This is a genomic window from Pseudomonas sp. Pse79 (assembly GCF_024519615.1).
Classification (GTDB): Bacteria; Pseudomonadota; Gammaproteobacteria; order Pseudomonadales; family Pseudomonadaceae; genus Aquipseudomonas; species Aquipseudomonas veronii.
Map to the genome: position 1 here is coordinate 699,877 of NZ_JALJRR010000001.1, position 24,722 is coordinate 724,598.

Annotated in this window: 20 protein-coding genes; 4 read left to right on the top strand and 16 right to left on the bottom strand. The window is 61.7% G+C overall.

The features are described 5' to 3' along the window. Positions 1-91 precede the first annotated feature (91 nt). Positions 92-1,051 carry an oxidoreductase gene (locus tag NR164_RS02990; protein ID WP_079443747.1) on the top strand — a complete coding sequence of 320 codons (960 nt, stop codon included), beginning with the start codon at positions 92-94 and terminating at the stop codon, positions 1,049-1,051. On the opposite strand, the gene NR164_RS02995 is transcribed toward NR164_RS02990, so the two are convergent. Both NR164_RS02995 and NR164_RS03000 read right to left on the bottom strand, forming a co-directional pair. Next, entirely contained in the window at positions 1,041-3,305 is a 2,265-nt protein-coding gene (locus NR164_RS02995) for an ATP-dependent DNA helicase (RefSeq protein ID WP_256822270.1), read from the bottom strand. The genes NR164_RS02990 and NR164_RS02995 overlap by 11 nt on opposite strands. After that, positions 3,302-4,948, bottom strand: a complete 1,647-nt coding sequence (locus NR164_RS03000; protein ID WP_256822271.1) for a VRR-NUC domain-containing protein — start codon at positions 4,946-4,948, stop codon at positions 3,302-3,304. Before NR164_RS03000 ends, NR164_RS02995 begins: the two co-directional genes overlap by 4 nt. Positions 4,949-5,135: 187 nt before the next feature. Here NR164_RS03000 and NR164_RS03005 point away from each other — a divergent pair, with 187 nt between their 5' ends. Continuing rightward, the gene (locus NR164_RS03005) at positions 5,136-5,360 is read left to right on the top strand and encodes a YgdI/YgdR family lipoprotein (protein WP_017845718.1); all 225 of its coding nucleotides are present in this window, start codon (positions 5,136-5,138) and stop codon (positions 5,358-5,360) included. A gap of 75 nt (positions 5,361-5,435) precedes the next feature. On the opposite strand, the gene NR164_RS03010 is transcribed toward NR164_RS03005, so the two are convergent. From NR164_RS03010 to NR164_RS03045, 8 genes are all read right to left on the bottom strand, one after another. Beyond that, positions 5,436-6,860, bottom strand: a complete 1,425-nt coding sequence (locus tag NR164_RS03010) for a lipase (RefSeq protein ID WP_256822272.1) — start codon at positions 6,858-6,860, stop codon at positions 5,436-5,438. Between the two features lie 59 nt (positions 6,861-6,919). Continuing rightward, positions 6,920-8,263 carry a TolC family outer membrane protein gene (locus NR164_RS03015; RefSeq protein WP_017845716.1) on the bottom strand — a complete coding sequence of 448 codons (1,344 nt, stop codon included), beginning with the start codon at positions 8,261-8,263 and terminating at the stop codon, positions 6,920-6,922. Between the two features lie 2 nt (positions 8,264-8,265). Beyond that, positions 8,266-9,567: an HlyD family type I secretion periplasmic adaptor subunit gene (locus NR164_RS03020; protein ID WP_017845715.1), complete on the bottom strand. Its 1,302-nt coding sequence runs from the start codon at positions 9,565-9,567 to the stop codon at positions 8,266-8,268. Further along, positions 9,564-11,315 (bottom strand): type I secretion system permease/ATPase, encoded by a 1,752-nt coding sequence (locus NR164_RS03025; RefSeq protein WP_046383348.1) that lies wholly within the window; start codon positions 11,313-11,315, stop codon positions 9,564-9,566. Before NR164_RS03025 ends, NR164_RS03020 begins: the two co-directional genes overlap by 4 nt. Before the next feature lie 97 nt (positions 11,316-11,412). Beyond that, positions 11,413-11,781 carry an AprI/Inh family metalloprotease inhibitor gene (locus NR164_RS03030; protein WP_017845713.1) on the bottom strand — a complete coding sequence of 123 codons (369 nt, stop codon included), beginning with the start codon at positions 11,779-11,781 and terminating at the stop codon, positions 11,413-11,415. 48 nt (positions 11,782-11,829) lie between these two features. Further along, a complete protein-coding gene (locus tag NR164_RS03035; protein WP_046383347.1) occupies positions 11,830-13,263 on the bottom strand; it encodes a serralysin family metalloprotease in 1,434 nt (477 codons plus the stop codon). 358 nt (positions 13,264-13,621) lie between these two features. Next, on the bottom strand, positions 13,622-14,725 hold the full coding sequence (locus tag NR164_RS03040) for a P1 family peptidase (RefSeq protein WP_177033169.1): 1,104 nt from the start codon (positions 14,723-14,725) through the stop codon (positions 13,622-13,624). Between the two features lie 9 nt (positions 14,726-14,734). Next, positions 14,735-16,099, bottom strand: a complete 1,365-nt coding sequence (locus NR164_RS03045) for an APC family permease (protein WP_017845710.1) — start codon at positions 16,097-16,099, stop codon at positions 14,735-14,737. 199 nt (positions 16,100-16,298) lie between these two features. Between NR164_RS03045 and NR164_RS03050 the strand changes: the two genes are divergently transcribed. Next, positions 16,299-17,093 (top strand): helix-turn-helix transcriptional regulator, encoded by a 795-nt coding sequence (locus NR164_RS03050; protein ID WP_017845709.1) that lies wholly within the window; start codon positions 16,299-16,301, stop codon positions 17,091-17,093. 43 nt (positions 17,094-17,136) lie between these two features. On the opposite strand, the gene NR164_RS03055 is transcribed toward NR164_RS03050, so the two are convergent. The 5 genes from NR164_RS03055 to NR164_RS03075 form a co-directional block, all read right to left on the bottom strand. Further along, positions 17,137-18,216, bottom strand: a complete 1,080-nt coding sequence (locus tag NR164_RS03055; protein ID WP_017845708.1) for a polyamine ABC transporter substrate-binding protein — start codon at positions 18,214-18,216, stop codon at positions 17,137-17,139. A 60-nt stretch (positions 18,217-18,276) separates the two neighbouring features. Continuing rightward, positions 18,277-18,618, bottom strand: a complete 342-nt coding sequence (locus NR164_RS03060; RefSeq protein WP_046383344.1) for a cupin domain-containing protein — start codon at positions 18,616-18,618, stop codon at positions 18,277-18,279. A gap of 26 nt (positions 18,619-18,644) precedes the next feature. Continuing rightward, positions 18,645-20,051, bottom strand: coding sequence for an FAD-binding oxidoreductase (locus NR164_RS03065; RefSeq protein ID WP_079443741.1), 1,407 nt, complete (start codon positions 20,049-20,051; stop codon positions 18,645-18,647). A 168-nt stretch (positions 20,052-20,219) separates the two neighbouring features. Continuing rightward, positions 20,220-20,648, bottom strand: coding sequence for a hypothetical protein (locus NR164_RS03070; protein WP_079443740.1), 429 nt, complete (start codon positions 20,646-20,648; stop codon positions 20,220-20,222). An 82-nt stretch (positions 20,649-20,730) separates the two neighbouring features. Then, complete coding sequence (locus tag NR164_RS03075; protein ID WP_102617472.1) at positions 20,731-21,558, bottom strand: AraC family transcriptional regulator; 828 nt, start codon at positions 21,556-21,558, stop codon at positions 20,731-20,733. 257 nt (positions 21,559-21,815) lie between these two features. Here NR164_RS03075 and NR164_RS03080 point away from each other — a divergent pair, with 257 nt between their 5' ends. Continuing rightward, on the top strand, positions 21,816-22,088 hold the full coding sequence (locus NR164_RS03080) for a DUF1652 domain-containing protein (RefSeq protein WP_017845703.1): 273 nt from the start codon (positions 21,816-21,818) through the stop codon (positions 22,086-22,088). A gap of 92 nt (positions 22,089-22,180) precedes the next feature. On the opposite strand, the gene NR164_RS03085 is transcribed toward NR164_RS03080, so the two are convergent. Then, positions 22,181-24,625 carry a UvrD-helicase domain-containing protein gene (locus tag NR164_RS03085; protein ID WP_256822273.1) on the bottom strand — a complete coding sequence of 815 codons (2,445 nt, stop codon included), beginning with the start codon at positions 24,623-24,625 and terminating at the stop codon, positions 22,181-22,183. Positions 24,626-24,722 lie beyond the last annotated feature (97 nt).

Below are 24,722 nucleotides of genomic sequence, written 5' to 3' on the forward strand. Positions count from 1 at the left end.
TCCGGACGATCGCGACAGAAATACGGACTTTATGGCGTTTCGCGTCCGGCATCCAGGGGAGAACATAACGGCTCCCCCTGGAGAACTCCCTATGATCAATAAACAACGCCCTATCGAGAGTGGATTCGACGGCACGACAACCGCTATGCAAGCGTTGGCGGGTAAAGATTTGCACGGTATGACTGCCATCGTCACCGGTGGTTATTCAGGCATTGGCCTGGAAGCCGTGCGCGTGTTGGCAGCCGCAGGTGCGCAGGTCATCGTGCCTGCACGGGACCCGCTCAAGGCCGAACGCAACCTCGATGGCATAGCCGGGGTTGAGCGGGGCAACCTGGATTTACTCGACTCGGCGTCCATCGACTGCTTTGCACGCAATTTCCTGGCGTCCGGGCGGGCATTACACCTGTTGATCAATAGCGCCGGAATCATGGCCACGCCACTGCAACGCAACGGCAAGGGTGTGGAAGCGCAGTTCGCCACCAATCATCTGGGCCACTTTCAACTGACCGCCCGCCTGTGGCCGGCCTTGTGCGAAGCCGACGGTGCGCGGGTAGTGTCGGTATCGTCGCTAGGCCACCGGTTGAGCCCTATTCATTTCGACGACCCACAGTTTGAGCGACGCCCTTACGACAAGTGGGCCGCCTACGGCCAATCAAAGACGGCCAACGCGCTGTTTGCCGTGGCGCTGGATCAACGCGGTAAAGCACACGGCGTGCGTGCATTTTCCGTGCATCCCGGGGAGATCCTCACAGACCTGGTTCGCTACCTTGATAGGGACGACCTGGCGTTGATTGGAGCACTGGACGATTCAGGGAACATCCGTCCAGCCAAACATTACAAACGTCCCGAACAAGGCGCAGCGACGATGCTGTGGTGTGGCGTCAGCCCTTTACTGGAGGGTATGGGCGGCCTGTACTGCGAAGATTGTGAGGTTGCCGTGCTCTCTCAGGACGACACCAAACGCTCCGGCGTCCGCGCATGGGCCATCGATCCGGAGCAAGCCGAGCGGCTCTGGGCATTGAGCGCGCAATTGAGCGGCGTCACGCTTTAGTCGCTATCGCCCACCACCGAGGCAACAGCTGCCGCACCCGCGCTTCGCCGAACCGGTCATCGATCAACATCACCACGCCTTGGTCCTGCTGGCTGCGGATCACCCGCCCCGCCGCCTGCACGACTTTCTGAATGCCCGGGTACAAGTAGGTGTAGTCGTAGCCGGAGCCGAAGATCGCGCCCATGCGCTGCTTCATCTGTTCATTGATCGGGTTCAGTTGCGGCAGCCCCAGGGTTGCGATGAACGCGCCGATCAAGCGCGCACCGGGCAGGTCGATGCCTTCGCCAAACGCGCCGCCCAGCACCGCAAAACCGACGCCCTGGCTGTGTTCGGTGAACTGTTCGAGAAACGCCCGGCGCTCGGCTTCGGCCATGCCGCGTGACTGCTGCCACAGTGCGATGTGCGGGTGTCGCTCGGCGAGTAACAGCGCCACTTGTTGCAGATAATCGAAACTGCTGAAGAACGCCAGGTAATTACCCGGTTGGTGAGCGAACTGCTCGGCGATCAATTCAACGATGGGCTCCAGCGAGGTCTGGCGATGCACGAACCGGGTGGAGACCTCATCGACAATCCGCACCCGCAACTGCGCGGCATTGAACGGTGATTCCACATCGACCCAGGCAGTGTCCGCCGGCAGGCCCAGCAGGTCGGCGTAGTAATGGCGCGGGCTGAGTGTGGCGGAAAACAACACGCTGCTGCGCGCCGCCGTCAATCGCGGGCGGATGAATTCGGCGGGCACCACATTGCGCAGGCACAAGGTGGAACTGCTGCGCTTGCCGCGCAACTGACGCAGGCTGATATCAAAGATGAAATGTTCGTTGAACAGCTCGGCGACCTTGGCAAATTGCAGTGCCTCAAAATAGAACGCCTGCAGATCGCCATTGAGTGCTTCGGGGTGGTCGTTGAAATAGTCACCCATGGCGCCGGCGCAAAGGCTCAGGGCCTGGAGCATTTTGTCGGGTCTGCCTGCGTAGGCCTGATACGGCGCGAGTTGGTCCTTGTGCAACGCGTTCCACTCACGATTCAAGCGCTGCAAAGGTTTCTTCAACGGCTCCGGCGCCGTATCGCGCACGGTCTTGAGGGTGTACTGATCAAGGCTGGCGCTATACATCGATCGTGCGCGCTCCACCAGGTTATGGGCTTCGTCCACCAGCACCGCGACGCGCCACTGGTTGAGTTGGGCCAGCCCGAACAACAGCGCGCCGAAGTCGAAATAGTAGTTGTAGTCGGCGACCACCAGGTCGCTCCAGCGCGCCATTTCCTGGCTCAGGTAATACGGACAGAGGCCGTGCTCCAGGGCGACCTCGCGCAAGTTGCGTTGGTCGAGCAGGCGCACCTTGGCGGCCGCGATACGCGCGGCGGGCAAGCGGTCGTAGAAACCCTTGGCCAGCGGGCAGGATTCGCCGTGGCAGGCCTTGTCCAGGTGTTCGCAGGCCTTGTCCCGCGCCACCAGCTCCAGCACGCGCAGCGGCAGTTCGGGACTGCTGGCATACAGCACTTGCGCGGCGTCGAGGGCCAGCTTGCGGCCCGGGGTCTTGGCGGTGAGGAACAACACCTTGTCCAGTTGCTGGGGCGCCAAGGCCTTGAGCATGGGGAAGATCGTGCCGACGGTTTTGCCGATGCCGGTGGGCGCCTGGGCCATCAGGCAGCGGCCGGTGCTGACGGCCTTGTACACCGACTCTGCGAGGTTGCGCTGGCCGGGGCGAAAGGCGCTGTGGGGGAACGCCAGGGCCTGTGCGGCGCGGTTGCGGGCGTCGCGGTGCTGCATCTCCTGGCGGGCCCAACCGAGAAACAACGCGCATTGCCGGTTGAAGAAGCGTTGCAGATCGGCGGCCGCAAAGCGCTGGTTCAGCGAAGTTTCGCCCTCGCCGACGATATCGAAATACACCAGCGCCAAATCGATGTGCGCAAGCCCGAGCTTCTGGCACATCAACCAGCCGTAGACCTTGACCTGGGCCCAATGCAATTGCCGATGGTTGGCGGGCTGGGCGTCGAGGTCGCCGCGATAGGTCTTCACCTCTTCGAGGCGGTTGCTGTCCGGGTCGTAGCCGTCCGCCCTGCCCCGCACCTTGAGTTCCTCGTACTCGCCTTCCAGGACCACTTCGTTCTGGTAGTGCGCGCTGCGCCGCGAGGCGACCGTGCGATGGCCGGCGATGCCTTCCTGGGCGCTGGGCGACGGGGTAAAACGCAGGTCGAGGTCGCCGACCTTGGCCGTGAACTCACACAGTGCGCGCACCGCCACGGTGTAGCTCAAGCGGACTGCGCCCAGCGCACATAGCAGACGGTGACCGGCATCTGGTACTCGCCACAGAACTCCAGCCAGCGCAGTTGGTTGTCTTGCAGGCGATCGCCGGGGCCTTTGACTTCGATCATGCGGTAGGTTTTCTGCGCGGGCCAGAACTGGATCAGGTCCGGCATACCCGCGCGGTTGGCGCGGATATCCAGCAGCAGCCGCTCGAACCAGCAACGCAAGTGTTCGGCGGGCAAGCATGCCAAGGCCTGCTCCAACAGTTCTTCACTGAGCAGGTTCCAGAAGACAAAGGGTGACTGGATGCCCCACTTGTCCACGTACCGTTGGCGGATGGTGTGTTTGTAGCGGTCATCCTGCAGTTGCTCGAGACAGGCGGCAAACAGTGACGCACGGCGCTGATGGAAGTCTTCGCTGTGCAAATCCGCCGGCCCGCGCTGGAACGGGTGGAAAAATGCCCCCGGCAGCGGCGCGAAGATCGCCTCCCAGCACAGCAGGCCGAACAGCGAATTGATCAGGCCGTTTTCGACGTAGTACACCGGCGCATCGGGCTCGCTCAGATGGGCCTGCACGCAATACTCCACCGCCATCGAGGGCGGCGGCGGCGGGAGCGCCAGGTCCAGGCGCGTGACGTCCCGAGGCTTGGTCTTGGGCACGGCTGGCGCGCCCAGCTTGCGCCGCAGGCGCGGCAACACTCGCAGCAGGTGTTGCTGCTCGGCGGGGCTTTCCGGGGCCTCGTGGGCGGCACATGCCAGGGCCATGGCCTGGGCGTAGTCTTCCTGGCGCTCCAGCACGCGAATCAAGCGTGCGCGCGCGCCGGGATAAGCACAGGCCCGGTAGATCTGCTCGGCCAACGCCAACTCGGCACTGCGCTCGCAAGACTGGCCGACCTGGAACAACAGCTTGGCCCGGCGTTTTTCCAGCCAGGGGTTGTCGGTCTGCAACGTAGCGATCTGCGCCAGCACGCTGTCCAGCGCCTGCGCGGACTCAAAGGCTTGCTGGCACTGATGCAGGAACAGAAACCCCAGCACGTCATCGCGGCTGCGCAAACCACGGGACTGTGCGCAAAACTCGACTTTTTCGTAGGTATAGATGCCCAGGTCCGCCAGCACGAACTCCGACCAGTCCTGATGCAGGTTGCCGAAGAACATCAAGCGCAAGCGATCACACAAGTCCATCACAGTGACGCTGTAGAGCACGTCATCCAGCTCGGGGCACCAGTGGGCAAAGCAGCGACGCTCATCGAACTGCGGCGCCAGTTGCTCGAGCCAATCGGCCTTTTTGCCCTTGGGCTGCTCGATCCACGGCTGGAACGCGCCCAGCAACTCGCCCTTTTGCAGCAACCCGAACAGTTCGTCAAAGCCCAGCAGGCACTGATCATCCACCCAACCCAAAGCCTTCAGCGGACGCGCTGCCGCATGAGCGCAGCCGATCTCCGGGTAATTGAGCTTGCCCGCTCGAAAATGCACGCCCTTGCGCATCACCAGACGTACCAGTAATGCCTGGGACGCCTGCGGCAACCTGTCGAATTGCTGAATGAAATGCGCTTCTTCAGCATCGAGCAGATCAGCATAGCGTTGTGCCAGCCAATCCAGCACCTGACGGAAGTTATGCAGGTAATACAGGGGGTTTTCGAGGGTTTCGGGCATGGTCCGCAGCGATTAAATACTGGTTATGCATACAGAGTGCCGCCGCTGACGCGTTGTTGCAATCGGTAATAGATAAATGGCGCACGCAACTTTTTGCGTAAAAGTGATCAGATAGGGGAATTGATGGCGTAACATTTATGGCCCGCAGCCTCAGGCCGCGGGACTTTTCAGGGTTAAGGTAAGGGTTATGAACATGAAGAATTTGGGTCTGCCACTGGTTGCACTCACTTTTCTGGTATTGGCCGGTTGCGCGACGCAAACCGTAGTGACATTGCAGAACGGCACGCAGTATTTAACCAAAGACACGCCGAAGACCAAGACCGCCGACGGCTTCTATGAATTCACCGACATCGCCGGCAAGCGCATCCGCGTCAGAGCCGATGATGTGGCCACGGTTCGCAAGGAAGACTGATCCCGCCCTGCATCCCTCATCAAACATGTGGGAGCCCGCTTGCTCCCACCCTTTGAACCGCGTGCCAACGCGGTTTCAACCGATCACGACACCCTCCCCCGACCAGTTGCTCACCCCCACCAGCGTCACCGAGTCCGCGCCAAAACTGATCACCGTATCGCCGCCCACCGCCTTGGCGTGCTCGCGATAATCCAGGCTGCCCTGCACATCCGTGAACACCAGTTTGTCGCTCGATTGATAGCCGATCACCCGATCCTGGCCAAACGGCCCGCTGAACAGAAAGGTGTTATGGCCACTGTTGTCGCGAAGGGTGTCGTTGCCCTTGCCGCCTTCGATGAAGTCCGCGCCCTTGCCGCCCTGGATCAGGTCATTACCGTCACTGCCGATGATGAAGGTGTTGCCCTTGTGCGGCTCAGCATTGCGGTTGAGGTCCTGCACCCAGGTGGTAGCCCGCGCCGGGTCGGACAGGTTGGCGACAATCACCGTCGAGTCCCGGCTCATCTGGTCGTAGAACCCGGATTCGAGCACGCGGGTCATGCCGTCGCCATAGCCGCTGGGCAAATGCGACACCCAGGTCGGCAGGTTGGCAATGGAGAACGGCAGCACGTTCCACAGCGTCGAGGCGTAGTGATCGTTGAAGCTGACGATGTTGTCGGTGGTCGATTCATGGGGTTTGTCATGCACGCCCAGGGACGACAGGTTGAAGGATGAACCGTCCAGCGCACGGAATACCGGGTCGTTTTCATAGCCGATGTTCAACACCTTGTCGCCGGCGCTCTGGGTCGGCGACGCGTAGGCCACATAGTTGGCGTCCTTGTAGAACCCCGACCATCGCTGGTCGCTCAACTCCGCCAGGCTGTTGACCGCCAGCCCGCCGAGGCTGTGGCCGCTGACCAGCACGTCGGAACCGCTCAGGCCATGGGCGCCGGCATACTCGGCAACCGCCTTGAGCAAACCGCCGAAGGCTTCGCCGGCGTAGTTCTTCGCGTAATCCCTGGGGCCCAGGGCGGCGAGCAGATCGCTGAGCAGATCACCGATGGAATCGCCGATCAGGCTTTCCCGCGGCCCCGACGTACCGCGAAAGCCGATGCCGACTTCGAGCAGTCGACCGGCGTCATCGTACTTGCCCAGCACTTCGGCCTGCGCGGTGGTGTAGCCAGCCTTTTCACCGAAAAACGTGCCCCGGGCGTCGACCTTGCCAGCGTAACCCAGGGTGCTCGCGCTGAGCGGCGTCCATCCGGCGTGTTGCAGTGCTTCCAGGGCGGCCTTTTCCGAATCGGGATTCCACGGGATACCGGGAATCACGCCTTGGGAGTCGGCACCGCCGAGCAATGCACCGACCAGCGTCGCCGGCAGGCCAACGCCCAAGCCGTGGTGCTGATAGCCCACCGCAAAGCCGTTATCCAGGTTGTGGTAGGTATACAGCGTGATCGCCATCGCATCGGCGAACAGCGCCTTGGAACCCTCGGTGCCAAGGTTTTTATAATCAAAGATTCCCATCGGTAGTGCCTCTCTGTTGTTGGAGTTGTCGAGAAAGCGCAATGACGTCCCAGGTGCAGCTACGGCTGCTTGCCCACCGGCCCAAAGGCCTCATCGACTTGCGCCAGGTCGGTATCGCGCAGGTTGCCGGCGTAGTAGTGCAATTTGGTCCAGGCCATCAGGTAGTCATAACGCGCCTGGGCCAGGTCGCGCCGGGTGCTGTAGAGCTGCTGCTCGGCGTTGAGCGCATCGAGGTTGACCCGCTCGCCGCCGAGGATGCTTTGCCGGGTCGACACCACCAGCGCCTCGGCCGAGGTCAGGGCTTTCTGGTAGGCGCGCAGCTTGCTCACGCCCGACAGGCAGGCGCTGAACTGGCGACGCAGTTCGATCAGGGTTTCGCGGGTCTTGCCTTCCAGCTCGTATTCGGCCTGCTCCATGGCGCGGCTGGCCTGGCGCGTAGAGGCGGAGACAGCGCCACCGGCATACAACGGCAGGCTGACTTCGACGCCGATGGTGTTGGTGTCGTAGCGCTGGTTGTAGGTGTTGCCGCTGTCGGATTCCTGCTGGCGCGAACTGGCATACGCGGTGATCTTCGGCAAGTGCCCGGCACGGTTGCGCTCCACTTCATAACGCGCCACTTCCAGGGCCTGGCGTTGCGAGGCCAGCGTCGGGTTGTTGCTGATCGCCAGCGCGTGCCAGGTGTCGTAGTTGGCCGGCGTCAGGCTGAAGGCGGCGAAGCGCTGATTGAGCGGCGCGAGGTCGTGGATGTTGACGCTCTGCACGCCGATCAGCGCGCCCAACGCTCTTAACGAGGCGTCCTGTTCATCCAGCGCCTGGATTTCTTCGGCCGTGGCCAGCTCATAGCGCGATTCAGCTTCAAGGATGTCGGTGCGCGTGCCCTCGCCCTGCTGGAACAGGTGCTGGTTCTGCTGAAACTGCTGCTCGAAGGCGTTTTTCTTGGCGCGGGCGATCTCGATCTGGTCTTGGGCGAACAACGCTTGGGTGTAATAGCTCAACACCCGCACCAACAGCGCCTGGCTCTTGTCGCGAAAACTTTCATCGGCAAACAGCGCCTGGGCCACGCCCTTGCGGTAGTTGGCATAGGCTTCGTAGTCGAACAGCGGCTGCTGCAGGCTGAAGGTCGAGCCGTAGCTGTTGTAATTGCGCGCGTCGCGATAGCTGCCGCCACGCCCGTCAGGCAGGTGGGCTTCGGAATTATTGCGCCCCTTGTTGTAGTTGTAGGACAGCCGCGGCAGCAACCCGGCGCGGCCGATGGTGCGGTTTTCCAGGCCGGCGTCGCGTTCCTTGAGCGCGCCGAGGAACACCGGATCGTTGCGCAGAGCCTGCTCGTACACATCGAACGGGCCCATGGCGGCCTGGGCAGGCGCACAGCTCAACAGCACGGCAATGAACAGCGGTTTCATGTTCATTCCTCGGTCAACGCAGAGCCGGCGCGGTCGAGCAGCGGCTTGAACAGGTAATTGAGCAACGAGCGCTCGCCGGTACGCACGAACATCTCGGCGGGCATGCCCGGCTTGATCACCAGGCCGTGGAGTGTTTCCAGCGCGGCCTCGCTGACGCTGGTGCGCAGCACGTAGTACGGCGCGCCGGTTTTTTCGTCGAGCAGTTGGTCGGCGGAAATCAGGCTGACCTGCCCCGGCACACGCGGGGTACGGCTCTGGTTGAACGCGGTGAACAGGATGTCGACCGGCAGGTGGGTGCCGACCTTGTCCACCAGGTGGACCGGCAAATGCCCCTCGACTTCCAGCCGCGTGCCCTGTGGCACGATCTCCAGCAAGGTCTCCCCAGCACGCACCACCGCGCCTTCGGTGTGGACGCCGAGGTTGACCGCAATGCCATCGGCCGGCGCGTTGATTTCGCTGTGTTGCAGGTCGAACCCGGCGGACGTGAGTTGCTGCTCCAGGGTCAGGCTGCGCAGTTGCGCGTCAGCCAGTTGGCTGCGCACTTCCTTCTGGTATTCGTCGCTGTGCTGCTGCAGTTTGAGCCGCGATTCGAGGATGCCCTGCTCCACTCGGCCGCTTTCGCCGGTGTTCTGCGCCAGGTCCTGTTGCACCTGGGACAGCTGGCGCTGGTACTCCATCAAACGGTTGCGCGGGATGTAGCCATTGTCGGCCAGGGGCTGCAGATTGCTCAGTTGATCGCGCAAGGATTGAGCCTGGGCGCTCAGGTCGCTGCGTGCGCGGCGCATGCCATTGAGCTGCGCCGTGGCGCCGTCGATATTCGCGCGAATCCCCGCCTGTTCACGGGCAAAGGCTTCGCGGCGGCTGCTGAACAGTTGGCGCTGGCCTTCGAGCACCAAGGCCAGCGCAGGGTCCGGGGCGGTGCTGAGTTCGGCGGGAAACACGATGGCCGCGCGATTGTCGCGCTCGCTCTGCCAGCGCGCCACACTGGCCCAGGCCAGGCGGTACTGCGCTTGCAGCGATTGCACATCGGCCTGGTTCTGGGTCTGGTCGAGACGAAACAGCGGCTGGCCCTGTTTGACCGTCTCACCTTCGCGCACCAGGATCCGGCTGACCACGCCGGGGCTGAAGGTCTGCACGGCCTTGCGCTTGCCCGAGACCACCACGGTGCCCTGCACCGGAATGCCCTGGTCCAGCGGCGCCAGGCTGGCCCAGAGGAAAAACCCACCGGCACCGACCACCGTCAGCCACCAGCCCAGACGCACGAAAAAAGCGGCGTCGCGTTGTTCCACAGTGAGCATGCTCATGCGCCTGGATTCCTTGCGGTTTGATACTGACGACTGAAACTGACGCCGGTTTTTTCCTGCGTCGCCGCCTGCTGGCCGGACAACGCGCGCAGCACGTCCTGGCTCGGCCCAAACGCTTGCAGGTGGCCTTCGTTGAGCACCAGCAACTTATCGGCCTGGGCCAGGGCCGAAGAGCGGTGGGTGACGAGAATCACGCTGCTGCCCTGGGCCTTCAGTTGCACGATGGCGCTGGCCAGCGCGGCTTCACCGACGGTGTCGAGGTTGGAGTTGGGTTCGTCCAGCACGACCAGCCGCGGCCCGCCATACAGCGCACGCGCCAGGGCCACCCGTTGCTTCTGGCCGCCGGACAGGCCGCCGCCGTTGTCGCCCAACACGGTGTCGTAGCCTTGCGGCAGGCGCAGAATCAATTCATGCACGCCGGCCTGTTGCGCCGCCTGGACCACTTGCGCCGGGTCGGCATCGCGAAAGCGCGCAATGTTGTCGGCGATGCTGCCGCTGAACAGTTCGATGTCCTGGGGCAGGTAACCGATGTGCGGGCCAAGATCGTCACGGTCCCAGCGATGGATATCCGCGCCATCCAGGCGCACGGTGCCGGCCAGGGTTGGCCAAATGCCCACCAGCACCCGCGCCAGCGTGGACTTGCCGGACCCCGACGCGCCCAGCACCCCCAGCACCTCGCCGGCGCCCAGGTGGAAACTGACCTGATGCAGCGTCGCCAGGCGTCGACCCGGCGGGCCGGCGCTGACCTGCTCGAAACTCACCTGGCCCTTGGGGGCGGGCAAGGCCATCGGCTCGACGTCCGGCGCAAATTCGCGCAGCAGTTGGTCAAGCCGCTGATAGGCCAGCTTGGCCGAACTCCACTGCTTCCACACGGCAATCAACTGGTCGATCGGGCTGAGCACCCGCCCCATCAGGATCGAACCGGCGATCATCATCCCGGCGGTCATCTCGCCCTTGATCACCAAGAATGCGCCCAGGCCGAGCACCAACGATTGCAGGCACAGGCGCAGGGATTTGCTCAGCGCGGTGATCACCGAGCCGGTGTCGCTGGCCGCGTTCTGCAAGCCCAGGAACTGCGAATGCACGGCAAACCAGCGCTGGCGCAATGCGCCGAGCATGCCCATGGCCTGGATGGTTTCGGCGTTGTGCAAATGGCTGGTGGCCAGTTGGCTGGATTGCTGGGAGTAACCGCCAGCCTCAGCCAGGGGCTTGTTGGTCAGGTATTCATTGAGGCAGGCCAGGCCGATCAGCAGCAAGGCCCCCGCCGTGGCCAGCACGCCCAGCCACACGTTGAACAGGAAAATCACCAACAGATAGATCGGAAACCACGGCGCATCAAAAAACGCGAACAGCGCCGGCCCGGTGATGAACTGGCGCAGATGGGTCAAATCTGCCAGGGACTGCCCGGCATGCCCCTGGCCGCGTTGCAGGTTGCGTTCGAAGGCGGCTTTATACACGCGCAAGTTGAAGCGCCGTTCCAACTGGCTGCCGATGCGGATCACGATAAAACTGCGGATGACTTCCAGGCTGCCGATAAAGGCGAAGAAACCGACGACCATCAGCGTCAACATCACCAGAGTGGTTTCATTCTGGGAGGACAGCACGCGGTCATACACTTGCAGCATATAAATGGATGGCACCAGCATCAGCAGGTTAATTAATGCAGTGAAACAGCCAACGCTGATCAAAATACTTTTATATTCACCCAGCGCCTTGAATAAAGGCGCAACAACAGGGGGCTTCGCCATGGTGTTTGATCTTCCTTGAACCCAATGACCGGCAATAGTTGCCCCAGCCCCTGAATAAGCGGCGGCCAACTATTAAATTCGAGTTATAGCGTTATAACTAAGGTATTCGTTGCAATGTCACGATATCGCCAGATGGCGTGCGCGCCTGGTATTCGCCGTCGCGCTGACGATTCAAGTGGGTAATCCCGGAACCTTCGGCATTCATCAACCAGATCCCGTCCGGCGTCGGCGACCATGTCAGGGGTTTGTCTCCCAGCCATTGCTCGACGCAGGCCACATCGCCCCCCACGGCGGTGGCTTGCTCCAGCAAATCCAGGGCACAGACCTGATCCTGTCGGTGCAGTTGCCAATGTCCGGCCAACTGCGCGGTGGTGGGTAAAACGAGACTGCTAGCCATTGCATGGGCTCCTGCCGACACGAACAACACCTGTAGGACACAGGCGATCAAATGCACAAAACGCGGCATGTGTATGCCCCTCCTGGAAGCGCGGCGCCACAACGCCGCGCCGGTGCATCAGGCCACGATGTCGCTGACCGCTGCCTGGCCCACGGTGGTGACGAGGAAATCCGCCACGCCGTGCCCGGAGAAGTCCACGGCCAAGGTACCCAGGTGGGTGCCCGAGGCATAGCTCAATACCGCGTCGCCGGCATGCCCGGTGAACGCGTTGACGAAGCTCAGGCCCGCACCTTTGGTGATGCCGCTCAGGTCGATCTTGTCGGCGCCGCTGGTGAAGTCAAAGATCTTGTCCGCCGCACCTGGCTTGGAATCGGAACTGGCACCGAACACAAAGGTGTCGTTGCCGGCGCCGCCCCACAGTTGGTCCGCACCGCCAGCGCCGTAGATGAGGTCGTTGCCGGCCCCGCCCTTGATCAGGTTGGCGGCATTGTTGCCGATGATCAGATCGTTGCCCGCGCCGCCGAAGGCGTTTTCCACGGTGACGCCCTTGGCGATGGACACGTTGCCCACCAGGCCGCCAACGTCGGAGAACGAGGTCTCATTGAGGTTGATCTTCTGGTTCTGGGTAAAACCGGAAAAATCCAGGGTGTCGTTGCCGCCGCCGTCCCAGACCGAAAACACCAGCTTGTCGGCGTTGGCGGTGGCGCTGAGGAAATCACGCCCGGTGTTGGAGTTGAAGCCGTAGGTGGTGTCGCCAGCGCGGGTGGCGTAGTTCGCGCCGTAAAGCTTCTGGATCGCCGCGATATCGTCGATCAACGGCCCGGAGGCATAGGCCTCGACCCCGCCCTTGCTGAAGTTCTGGTTGGTGTTGCTCTCGCTCCAGTAACTCATGAGGCTGTAGCCGCGCGTGTCCTGTCCATAGGTCGCGTCGTTGTAGGTCGGGTTGCCGTTCCCGGCGTTGTAGTCGCCGGGGTGAGCCAGGCCCAGGGTATGACCGATCTCGTGGGTCAGGGTCTGCCGGCCGTAGTTGTTCAGGTCCGGGGTCTTGTTGGGTGTGTAGCTGCTGTTGGTCAGGTACCACGAGGTGCCGTCGTAGCCCGCGCCGGTGCCGGGCAGGTAGGCGAAGGCCGCCGCGCCGTCCTGGCCGCCGCTGTAGTTGCCGAAGGTCATATGCCCATCGCCGCCGCTGGCCTTCTCGGTGAAGGCAACGTTGGCGACATCCGACCAGGACTGCATGGCCAGTGCGGCCTGGGCTTTCTGCTGGCTGTTGAACTGGCTGAAGCCCGAGATACCATGCTTGTTCAGCGTGCTCGAGGAGGCCGAGGTCAGGAAGGTGTAGGTCAGGTCGATCTTGCCGTTGCCGTCGACGTCCCGGTACGCGGCGCCGTCGCGCAGCAGCTGGGTGGCGGCCTGGTCAACGGAATAGGAGGGTTTGCCATTGATCGTGAGGTTGCCGCCACGGTCGTACAGATGGCTGAAACTATCGATTTGCGTATACGCAGTGCTGGCTTGCGCGGCAGACACAATAGCCTGGTCTTTTACTTTTGACATAAACGTACTTCCTTGTGTGCAAGTGCATCAGTCTTGGGTCGATAGGAACCCCGCTGGCGAGATCGTCCTATCACTCGCCTCTTTTGAAGGCGTCACGAAACTGACACAACTTGAAATCTTTCGTCCACATCTATTTACGCAGTGAAAACCGACAAGCCGGCAACTTAAGCAAGTCGCGTGCAATGTTTGTAGGGGGTTAGTTGCTTTTGTCCGACAAAAAGCACCGTGCTGTTATTTAAATATTAAATAGCGGTAAAGCCGCTCAACTTGAGCGGCGCACTTGTTTAGATGGATCCAATATATTGTCACGGTGTCATTCGCCACATTAAAGAGCCAGCATCTTTATAAATACACCGGATTATCGGCAGCTGTTCCAGCCCGTCTCGCGCAATGCCTGCAACAGTGTTTCGCCGTCCAGACCCGGCACCCGCACCCCGTCGTCGGTGGTCATGCTCTCACCGGCCAGCATGGCGTTGACGATCGCCTCCTCCACCGCCTCCGCCGCGGCGAGGAACAGCGGGGACATATGATCGTTATTGACCATCTGCACCGCGCTGCTGAACGCCAGGTCCTTGCGCCCATAGTCCGCCGGGGGCAGCGCCTGATTGCCGGTGGCGAAGGCCAGGAACAGGTCGCCGCTGGAATCCTCGGTGCCGCCGCCGGTGCGCGCAATGCCGATGGACGCGCGTTGCGCCAGGCGCCGGCATTGATGGGGCAGCAATGGCGCGTCGGTGGCCAGGATCACCACGATCGAGCCCATGCCCGGCGTGCCCCGCTCGGCGAACGGCGATGGGATCGCCATCAACTGCCGGCCCACCGGGTAGCCGTCGACCCGCAGTTCCTGGCGCTTGCCATGGTTGGCCTGCACCAGCACGCCGACCGTCCAGCCGCCCTGCTCCGCCGGCAACCGGCGCGACGCGGTGCCGATGCCGCCCTTGAATTCATGGCAGATCATCCCGGTGCCGCCGCCCACTGCACCTTCCTGTACCGGACCACTTTCGGCGTGCTCCAGCGCCTCGCGCACATGCGCAGGCTTGACGTGCTGGCCCCAGATATCGTTCAGCAGGCCGTCGTAGGTTTCCATCACCACCGGCATGCACCAGTACACGGCCGGGTCCGCCAGGCGCTCGCGCTCCAGGGCAATCAGGGTGTCGCGCACAATGCCGAGGCTATGGGTGTTGGTGATCGCCAGTGGCGTGGTCAACAGCCCGGCTTCGCTGATCCACTCCAGGCCCGTGGCGTCGCCATTGCCGTTGAGCACGTGATACCCGGCAAAGCACGGCTGCTGCCGCGCCTCGCCGGCACGCGGCTGGACTACTGTGACGCCGGTACACACCTGTTTACCGTCGACGCGGGTCTTGAGCGTGCTGTGGCCGACCCGGATGCCGGGAACATCGGTGATGGCATTCAACGCGCCGGGCGTGCCCAGCCCCAACGTGATGCCCAATTGACGTGCGCGCATAACCACTCCTTACAGTTTCTGATACGCCGGACTCAACCGGCCACTGATGCAATACAGAATCACCGACAGCGCCAGCAAGCCGATGATGACCATGATGTCGCGCACCGAAGCCTCCGCGATCAAGGTCATCAACAGATACCCGGCGCCCAGCACCGCCAGCAATGCCGGCAGCGGCCACAAGGGCATGCGATACGGATGTGCGCGCTCACGCAGCAGCACCCGGCTCATCAGCGCACTCAAGGCCACGATCAGGTACACCAGCATGATCAGCAGCACACTGAACGAGGTGAGGTCCGCCAGGTTGGAGCTGAAACTCAGCAGCGCCGAAGGGATCGCCAGGAACAGCGTCGCCAGCCAGGGCGAATCCCAGCGCGGGTGAATGCGCGTGAACAGTTTGTTGATGGTCGGCGTCCACAGGGCGTCGCGGCCGCTGCTGAATACCACGCGGCCGATCTGGATCACGATGGCGACGATGGCGTTGAACACCGAGAGGAAGATCCCGGCACTGACCAGGCGTGACAAGGTTTCGTTGCCATGGCTGGTCAGCAGGTAGCCGATGGGGTCGGGGCTGCTGATCATCGCACTCAGCGACGGCGCGCCGATCAGCAGCGCCGTGATCGGCACCAGTTCGATCACCACCACCAGCCCCAGGGACCACAACACCGCTTTGTGTACGCCCTTGCCGCCGCATTTCATGTCTTCGGCCAGCAGCACTGCCGGCCCGTAGCCATTGAAGGAGAACAGGCCGATGCCGACCGCGCCGATCACCAGGGCCCAGGGCGCCAGGTGCAACATGCCGTTTTCGACGATCTGCGGCTGAAACAGCACGCTGACCGGCTGCACCGGATGGCCGAAGCCGAGGAACACGATCACCAGCAAGGCCGCCACTTCCAGCAGCAGGCAAGTGCCGGTGATCCAGGCATTGAGCTTGATATTGAGGATGCCCAGGGCGTAACTGCACACCACAATGACCAGCGCAACGGTCTGGGCATCGAACCGGGTGCCCAGGGCGTTATTCAAGTAGGTCGCCGCGCCCGTGGCCAGTACCGGTGGGATAAACAGCAACATCACCAGTACCGTCAGGAACGTCGCATAGCCCGCCATGCCGCCGAATACCCGCTTGGCATACACATATTCACCGCCAGCGCTGTTGTGGGCGCGGCCCAGTTCGGCGTAGCAAAAGGCGAACATCAGCGCGAGCAAGGCGGCCATGACAAAGGCCAGGAACACGCCGCTGCCGGCCTGTTGAATGGCGAACGGGGCGATCACGAACACCGAACTGGCGGGCGTCACCGCCGAAACGGTAATGGCCACCACATCGAAGACGCTCAGGGTGGGCTTGAGCACGCCGTCAGGCGCGGGGGAAGCACTCATATCGTTATCCTCTGTCGTTGTTTTTGGTGTGAGGCAGAAACGAAAAGTCTGAAAGTCGTGGGATATGTTTCCCACTCAATGATCGCGAAGTTAAAGCCAGAGCTGTTGTCAGCCAATTCCCCTATTGGCGTACTCCCCTTGACGACACCCGGCAAAAGCCGAACCCTTGGCCGATCTTTTGATGAGGGGAACCTGTGACATGAGCCTGTTCAGGGAAGTCGGCATGCATGCGGGGCTGGGGCGCACCCTGTCACAGATCGGCAGCGAGCGATTCTGGAAACAGCTGGTGCTGTTGTTGCACCAATGCCTGCCGTTCGATAACGCCCTGGCGATTTTCTACCCGCTCGACGGCCTGCCCCAGGCCCTGGAGGAATACGACGCCCAGCCCAGCAGCAAACCGGCGTCGATGCTGGTGTACCTCAACGGCCTGTACGTGCTTGACCCGTTTTTCCAGGCCTGTCGCGAAGGGTATGCCAGCGGCGTGTACCGCCTGGAGGAAGTGGCGCCGGACCATTTCCGCCAGAGCGAATACTTCCTCAATTACTTCCACGACAACGTGCTGGAAGACGAGGTGCAATTCATCCTGCAACTACCTGGCGCGGGCACGTTGTCGCTGTCACTGGGCATGCAGCGGCGCTTCAGTGCTGAAGAAACCGGGCTGCTGACCACCTTGGCGGCGTGGGTGCTGCCGTTGATGCAGCAGCATTGGCAGCAAAGCACCCAGCGTGTACCGGCAGCGCAGGCGATGGCCAGCCAGATTCGCGATGCGCTGAGCCATTTCGGCTGCGGCGTGCTCTCGGACCGCGAGCTGGAAGTCGCCCGCCTGGTATTGCGCGGGTTCTCCTCCAAGGCCATGGCCGAGCGCCTGAATATCTCGCCGGATACGGTCAAAGTGCATCGCCGGCATCTGTACGCCAAGCTGGATATTTCTTCGCAGCCGGAGCTGTTCTCGTTGTTTATCCAGTCGTTGGGGCATGACCTGGAAAACCCCTGAATCCAAATGTGGGAGGGGGTTTGCGTCCTCCCACATCAGATCTTCAGCGCCCGGTACGAATGGTGTTCCACACCCGCGTGCGAACCCGGTCGATATTCAGCGGCATCGCTTCCAGCGCGAACAGCTTGCCCATCATTTCCGCGCTTGGGTAGATCTTGGTATCGGCCTTGATTGCCGGGTCCACCAGGCTGTCCGCCGCACTGTTGCCGTTGGCGTAATGAACGGAGTTGGTGATGTCGGCCATCACTTGGGGCTCCAGCAAGTAGTTCATGAAGGCATACCCGGCCTTTTCATCCGGGGCGTCGGCGGGCATGGCCACCATGTCGAACCAGATCGCGGCGCCTTCTTTGGGGATCTGATAGCCGATGTTCACGCCATTCTTGGCTTCCTTGGCGCGGCTTTCGGCTTGCAGCACGTCGCCGGAGAAACCGACGGCCACGCAGATGTCGCCATTGGCCAGGTCGCCGGTGTATTTCGAGGAGTGGAAGTACGCCACGTAGGGGCGAACTTTCATCAGCAGCGCCTCGGCTTTCTTGTAGTCCTCAGGCTTCTTGCTGTGGGGTGGCAGCCCCAGGTAATTCAGAGCGATCGGCAACAATTCCGGGCCATTGTCGAGGATGGCCACCCCGCATTTGCTGAGCTTTTGCATGTATTCGGGCTTGAAGATCAGGTCCCAGGAATTCACAGGCGCGTTATCGCCCAGCACTGCCTTGACCTTGTCGACGTTGTAGCCGATGCCGGTGCTGCCCCACAGGTACGGGAAGCCGTGGGCGTTGCCCGGGTCGTTGTTTTCCAGGGCCTTGAGCAGCACCGGGTTGAGGTTCTTCCAATTGGGCAATTGGCTCTTGTCGAGCTTCTTCAGGGCACCGCCCTGGATCTGCCGCGCCATGAAGTGGTTGGAGGGGAACACCACGTCATAGCCGGAGTTACCGGTCATCAACTTGCCATCGAGGGTTTCGTTGCTGTCGTACACGTCATAGCTGAAACCGATGCCGGTTTGTTTCTGGAAGTTCTTCGTGGTGTCCGGCGCAATGTAGCTCGACCAGTTGTAGATCTTCACCGTCTCGGCGGCCTGACTGATAGCGGCCACCAACATCAAGGGCAACAGGGCAATGGCTTTCATGGTTCGATTTCCTGGCGGTTTTAGGGCTGTTTTTATGGCAGGCGATCAAGGATCAAAGCGTTACAGGATCAATACATAGGTCTTGCGCACGGTTTCCTGGATATCCCAGGTTCCGCTGCTGTTGGCCGGCAACATCAGTGCATCGCCGGCTTGTAGGTGGACGATTTCACCGTCGTCAGGGGTGAAGGTGCAGCGACCCTGGATAAAGTGGCAAAACTCCTGGGCTTTGATCTGCCGGCGCCAGCGGCCGGGGGTACAGGCCCAGATACCGGTTTCGACGCCGTCGCTGCGCTCGACGCTCAAGGTCGACGCCACGGCGATCGGCTCGCCCAGGGGCACGGCGACCGGTGACGAATCCGGCAGATGGGCATTCAGCGCGTCTTTGAATTGAGTGATGCTCATGGGGCTACCTGTGTGAGTGGAACGGCTCAGTGCATGAAACTTTCCATGAACCCGGCCACGCCGATCGCCAACTTGCGGCGCCAGGGCGCGGTATTGGGGTTGGCCAATACCTGGTCCTCATGGACAAAACTGCGAATGATCGCGTTGTAGCCCAGCCAGCGGCACGGCTCCGGCTCCCAGGCCTTGAGCGCCTCCAGGCCACGCTCGCGGATCACCCAGGGTTGATGGGTCAACGGCGTCTCCTGGCCCAGGATCAGGTCGGCCAGGGTGCGACCGCCCAGGTTGGTGGCACCGACGCCCTCCCCGCCGTAGCCGCCGGACAGCGCGATGCCGGTGGCGCGATGGCAGAGCATGTGCGGTCGGAACTGGCGCGACATGCCAAGGTTGCCGCCCCAGGAGTGGGTAATCCGCACGTTTTTCAACTGTGGGAACAGCTCGCCGAACAGGTAGCGACGCAGCGCCACTTCGCTGTCGGTCAAATCGAAGTCGTGGCGCAATTTGCCAGCAAACTGATAACCGCCACGGGCACCGAACACCAGACGGTTGTCGGCCGAGCGCTGGCCATAGGTGACCTGGCGGCTGCTTTCGCCGAAGGCCTGGCCATGCCTCAGGCCGATTTCGTCCCAGGTGCTGGCGGGTAATGGCTCGGTGGCGACGATCAGGCTTTGCACCGGCAGTTGGTAGCGACCCAACGGCGCCAAGGTGGTCGCGTAGCCCTCCACGGCCGGCACCACCCAGGCGGCACGCACGCCGGCCTTTGCAGTGCGCAGGCGGCCGGACTGCCAATGGGTGACGGGCGAGTTTTCGTAGATCTTGACGCCCATGCGTTCCACCACCCGCGCCAGGCCGCGGACCAACTTGGCTGGGTTGATCGTCGCCACATGGGGCGCATAAACCGCGCCAAAGGGCTTGGCGATTCGCAGTTGCTCAGCCAGTTGTTGCGGGCTCAGCCAGCGGTAGTCGGCCTCGGTGAGGCCTTGGGCGTAGAGCTTGTCCAGATAAAGGCGCAGGCTGCTTTCCTGCTCGGGGTAACGCGCGGCGCAGTACAGGGCGCCGCCCTTGCGGTAGTCGCAGTCGATGCCTTCGCGGGCCAGCACCTGCGCCACTTCGTCGGGAATGCCGTGCAGCAGGTCAAACGAAGCACGCCGCTGCTCGGGCGTGAGGCCGGCGAGTAAACGGTCTTCCCCCAACAGGTTGCCCATCAACCAGCCGCCATTGCGCCCGGACGCGCCGAAACCGGCGGTTTGCGCCTCGATGATGGCAATGTTCAGCTCGGGCGCCTGGCGTTTGAGGTAATACGCGGTCCACAGACCGGTGTAACCGGCGCCGATGATGGCCACGTTGACGTCCAGGTCGTGCTCCAGAGACGGCCGCGCCAGCAGCGGGTCGTCCAACTGGTCCATCCATAAACTGATAGTGCGCCATGCCGGCATGCCAGGTTCCCCTACCTCGTTTCGATAGGCTGGATCCTAGAGCGGGATGTCAGGGGCTGTCTTGCGCGCGTGCACGCAGGGAAATGTTGGCGCGACCTGCTGCCCCGTCAACGCCGAATGATTGGCGCTAACCGACGCGGGCAGAGGCTGCGGGGCCGACTATTTATTCTACCCCTTGAAGGCGTACTGGACGTTTACGATAGTCGTTCGACCGTCAACACTGAACTCACAACTCACTACCCCGAATAACCGTTTAAGGGGGATGCTCCTGGTGAGCGACACCTCGCCTTTGTGAGCTGTATAGCTGTTACCGGTTTGATGGTCGACGTAAATAACATCTTTAACACTCTCCCCGCCCACCGGGTATGTACCCGTCGAAATGGTGGGCGGTGTGAGTTGCACTTGAACCGCTTCGAATTTATCCGGGTTCTCGTCAACGGTTCGGGCACCGAAAAACCTCAGCGCACCGTCTTGCTCATCCATATACACACGGTCCGCTTGAAAGGTGTGATCCGTTCCGTCGATGTTAATGATTCCGTCCATGCGGCCTTCACTCTCTGGACCGTTCGGGTGGGCGGATTTATTGTGCTTAGACATAGCGACACTCCAACTGAAAGAAAAGATGCCTGGGCATTACACTACGAATCCGCGAATGAAAAACCTGTCGAACATGACAGGTTTAACCCACATCTTTTTTATTGCCAGTTGATCTAGCCGACTCGCCCTCAAAGCGCCCTTTAATGTAAGCCTTCGGCGTCAGGCCGGTGTGCTGGCGAAAAGCGCTATAAAACGCCGATAACGAATTGAACCCCGCCGCATAGGCCAAGTCGTCCACGCGTATGGGCGGCCTGGCTTTATCCAGCGCAGCCAGCAAATGCACGAGCCGAGCCTGATTGACATAGCGATAGAAGGTTTGCCCGAGGACTTGATTGAGCAAGTAGGAAATCTGATTGCGACTGTAACCGCACTCCTTGGCAACCCGCTGCAAGTCCAACTCCGGGTCCAGGTAGGGTTGTTGCTGCTGAAAGTAGTGCTGCAGGTCGTTGGCCATATGCCCCAGTTGCTGGGGCGACAGGCCCAGGCGGCTGACGCTCGGGCGCGTGGTTGGGGGGCTGTGCTCATGCACCAGTGACGCATATTCGTTGACCCGCCAGATCAGCCCGTCGCGCACGGTGATGGCCTCACTGGTACGGAACGACACCAGGCCCTGCCCGCCGCGCAGGGTGATGCGGTACTGGATGAACGCGGTGTCGCCATCGGCGCGAATGCGGTCCATGTGCTCGATGGCCTCGTCGGGCCCGCGCGGCATGCTGGCTTGCAGGTACTCGCGCAGCTCGGCGTAGCCGACGACGCGGTTCTGGAAGAAGTCGTGGTACTGGATGTGCGGATGGTAGTAAGACATCACGCCATCCAGGTCGCGATGACGCCAGCACAGGTGGTGGCGCGTCACTAGCTCGCGCGTGGCGTGGGTGTGCTGGCAATCATCGTCCGCGGCGGTGTGGGGCATGCATGGCTCTACGACGGGTAAAAGGTGGAGGTTGCCGAATTTCAGCGCTGCCATCAATGGCCGACGGCAACTTCTGACTAATGGCCTTTTGCCCAGCCTTTAGCAAGACATGACACACGTCAAGCTATAGGAAAAGAACCGCCGAACGGGGCGAAAAAACTGCCCTTGCATTTATGAACGAATGCTATTTTTACACTCTCACTCGCTGTGACCAGTGACGGTCATGGCCCCCTGCCGCGAGCTAAAGGAAGCGCTCAATGAACAAGGTGGGCAACATGAACAAAGTGACATTCCCCAACGCCTGCCAGCTGATGCGCTGGCATTTCCATCCCATGGGCTTCGAAGGGAGCATGGACGCTCCCGGCAGTATGGTCGCGCGTCTGTTCGACCGCGCCAGCGGCGAGACGCTGATCGCCATCGCCGGCATCCCCTGCGCCACCGTGATGAATGCTACCGATGTAGAGCGCATCATCGAAGCGGTGGAAGCGGAGCTGGAGTGTTTTGTGCCGCCGCATTTGTTAAGGGCTTGAACACGACCAGCGGTGCGCCAGTCGAGCGGTCTATCGACTGATGCACCGCTATTGCGGGCAAGCCCCTACATAGGGCCTGTGCCAGACAGTGCTTAGCGCTGATCGTCAAAGAACGCTTTCCTGGCGTCGACCCGCTCCGAGGCCTTCGGCACATTCACGGCCTGGCCCTCGGGTTTTTCCACATACCAGTAGCAATGGCTGACCGCGCGGGTAATGCCGACATACGCCAGGCGCAGCACTTCGTCTTTTTGCGCGTTGTCGTAGGGTTCAGTGTCGCCGGCCTTGCCCAGGCCCGCCATGCGGTACACCTGGTTCTTGTACGGCGAGCGGGTGACGTGCTGGCAATCCCCAAGCAAGAACACCGCATCCGCCTGCAGGCCTTTGGCGCTGTGATAGGTCAATTGTTTGAGCCTGCGCGCCGCAGGCGGCAAGCTAGAATCCACATTAATTACAGACTGAATATGCTCATTAATCAATAACTTATCGCTACTTTTTCGATACAGCATTAACACCGAATCGCCCTTCTGATAGTGCTCCTGCAGGCGCCGGCCCAAGGCCGCATCGTCGCGTTCCAGTACCGTAACGGGCACCAACGCCTTGGGTATGCCGCTGGCCTTGGCCTTCTTGCCGGGGATCGCCGGCGCGGCGCGCACAATGTGTTCGGCGGCATCGATGATGTGCTGATGGCTGCGATAGTTCTCGCCGAGCATGACGCGGGTGGTACTCGGTGCCGGGAATTCCTGGTTGAACTGCATGAAGTACTTCGGCGAACTGCCGCGCCAGCCATAGATCGACTGCCAGTCATCCCCTACGCACAGCAGTGACGAATGCTGGGCGCCGCGTCCTACATGCATGACTGGCCCACGGCTGCGGATTTCACGCAGGCTGGCGCGCAGCCAGGAGACGATCTGCGGCGAGACGTCCTGGAACTCGTCGATCATCAGGTGTGACAGCGGCCGCAACAGGGGGTCGCTGAGCAACTTGAGGTTTTCCGGGGTGTTTTCGCCAAACAGCGAGAACATGCGGTTGTAGGTCATGATCGGCGGCGACTGGTCGAGCAGATGATCTTCCAGAGCTTTCCAGAAAATGCTCAAGGCCTCAAAGAAGCAGCGGTCCGGATCGTCTTTGGCGAAACTCATCTGGCCCACGGCACTGGGCACGTCCAGACCGAGGTTCTCGATGAAACCTGCGGCCATGACAAAACAGTCCAGCAACGGCGCCGACGCCAGCTCGCCTTTGACCTTGTAATCGAACCCCGGCCCCGCACTGGCGTCACCGGCCAGGCTGCTTAAAAGACGCTTTGACGACTCGTAACTATCGATCCATATCAAAGGTTTACGGCAGAATGCTTGAAACAGGGTGCGCTTTACCGCCCATTCCGCACGCACCGACAGCTTGGCATTGGGGCGGCTGAGCTGGGCGTTTTCCCGCGAATCGAAGCCCAGCACGACCCAGGCATCCAGCTCGGGAATATAGCCATGGCAATGGAATTGCGCGCCATTGATCTCCACGGTCTGGCGACTCGGCTCGATGCCTTTGATCGGCCAGGCGCCCGCGCGAAACCACAGGTCTTCAATCACGTCACACAGCTCTTCATCGCGCTTGGCGGCCAGTTCTGTCACGGCCATGCGCTTCTGCACGTCCGGGTGATCACGCTCCAGCTCCTTGAGCTGCAAACCATGGCGCGCCAGCGGTGCAATCAGTTCGCGAAAGCGCGTGTGCTGGCCGTACAGCCGGTGGTAGCAGGCGTTCATCTGCTGGCGTTGCGCCTCGTTGAGGCGCAGGTCGAACGGGTTGCTGTCTGCGTCCTCGAAGCCCGCACTGAGGTTCTCGAACGCCTGCAGCCGCTCGAAGCCCGGCAGGCTGCGCACCATCGGCAGGATGCGCGAGTGAAAGGTCCGCACCACGGCCTGGGCTTCTTTGATATCAATGGGTTGCCCCCACAAGCTGAGCACTTCCATGAGCTTGTTGATGAAGTCCTTGCGCGACTCACGGGTGAACGTCACCACGGTCATCGAGCTCAGCTCGAAACCCAGGTAATGGGTGAGCAGCAGGATACGCAACACCAGCGAGGTGGACTTGCCCGCACCGGCACCGGCGATCACCGAGGTGGACGGCGTGTCGCTGAAGATCATCTTCCATTGGGCGGCGCTGGGCTGCGCGTGAGCCGGCAGCAAGCGTGCCACATCGGCCTTGATGCGTTTTTTCAGATCGGCCGTGAGGGGCAGCCGCCAATCATCGAACAGGTTGTCATCCACCCCCGGCGCACGGTGTTCTTCCGGGCGGAAGTCGCGAATCAGCAGGACCTGCCGGCCTTCTTCGATGCCGTCGGCCTTGCCCTCGCGATAGCCGTACTCCACACCCGCCTCGTGCCCACTGCGAAAACCGTCGGCCTGCCCATGCAGCCAGGAGAACCGGTGTTGCGCGCGCAAGCGGGTCAAGCCATGCCCGAACAAGCGGGCGGCGAGCCGTTTCAACCATGGCATTTCGGCCAGGGGGCGCAATTCAGGGGGCAGATCAGGCTTTTGTTGCGGCACGCGGACTCCTGCGATGAGCTGGGTGTTGACGAGTGCGCCATGGTCGCCGGAATCGCCGCGCAGTTCCAGCCAATTGCTTTGCCGTCATGCAGTTAGG

Bases quoted from the DNA above. Each gene is read 5' to 3' on its own strand.
- NR164_RS02990 (WP_079443747.1), top strand. From the start codon at position 92: ATGATCAATAAACAACGCCCTATCGAGAGTGGATTCGACGGCACGACA.
- NR164_RS03000 (WP_256822271.1), bottom strand. From the start codon at position 4,948: ATGCCCGAAACCCTCGAAAACCCCCTGTATTACCTGCATAACTTCCGT.
- NR164_RS03005 (WP_017845718.1), top strand. From the start codon at position 5,136: ATGAACATGAAGAATTTGGGTCTGCCACTGGTTGCACTCACTTTTCTG.
- NR164_RS03010 (WP_256822272.1), bottom strand. From the start codon at position 6,860: ATGGGAATCTTTGATTATAAAAACCTTGGCACCGAGGGTTCCAAGGCG.
- NR164_RS03015 (WP_017845716.1), bottom strand. From the start codon at position 8,263: ATGAAACCGCTGTTCATTGCCGTGCTGTTGAGCTGTGCGCCTGCCCAG.
- NR164_RS03020 (WP_017845715.1), bottom strand. From the start codon at position 9,567: ATGAGCATGCTCACTGTGGAACAACGCGACGCCGCTTTTTTCGTGCGT.
- NR164_RS03025 (WP_046383348.1), bottom strand. From the start codon at position 11,315: ATGGCGAAGCCCCCTGTTGTTGCGCCTTTATTCAAGGCGCTGGGTGAA.
- NR164_RS03030 (WP_017845713.1), bottom strand. From the start codon at position 11,781: ATGCCGCGTTTTGTGCATTTGATCGCCTGTGTCCTACAGGTGTTGTTC.
- NR164_RS03035 (WP_046383347.1), bottom strand. From the start codon at position 13,263: ATGTCAAAAGTAAAAGACCAGGCTATTGTGTCTGCCGCGCAAGCCAGC.
- NR164_RS03040 (WP_177033169.1), bottom strand. From the start codon at position 14,725: ATGCGCGCACGTCAATTGGGCATCACGTTGGGGCTGGGCACGCCCGGC.
- NR164_RS03045 (WP_017845710.1), bottom strand. From the start codon at position 16,099: ATGAGTGCTTCCCCCGCGCCTGACGGCGTGCTCAAGCCCACCCTGAGC.
- NR164_RS03050 (WP_017845709.1), top strand. From the start codon at position 16,299: ATGAGCCTGTTCAGGGAAGTCGGCATGCATGCGGGGCTGGGGCGCACC.
- NR164_RS03055 (WP_017845708.1), bottom strand. From the start codon at position 18,216: ATGAAAGCCATTGCCCTGTTGCCCTTGATGTTGGTGGCCGCTATCAGT.
- NR164_RS03060 (WP_046383344.1), bottom strand. From the start codon at position 18,618: ATGAGCATCACTCAATTCAAAGACGCGCTGAATGCCCATCTGCCGGAT.
- NR164_RS03065 (WP_079443741.1), bottom strand. From the start codon at position 20,051: ATGCCGGCATGGCGCACTATCAGTTTATGGATGGACCAGTTGGACGAC.
- NR164_RS03070 (WP_079443740.1), bottom strand. From the start codon at position 20,648: ATGTCTAAGCACAATAAATCCGCCCACCCGAACGGTCCAGAGAGTGAA.
- NR164_RS03075 (WP_102617472.1), bottom strand. From the start codon at position 21,558: ATGCCCCACACCGCCGCGGACGATGATTGCCAGCACACCCACGCCACG.
- NR164_RS03080 (WP_017845703.1), top strand. From the start codon at position 21,816: ATGAACAAGGTGGGCAACATGAACAAAGTGACATTCCCCAACGCCTGC.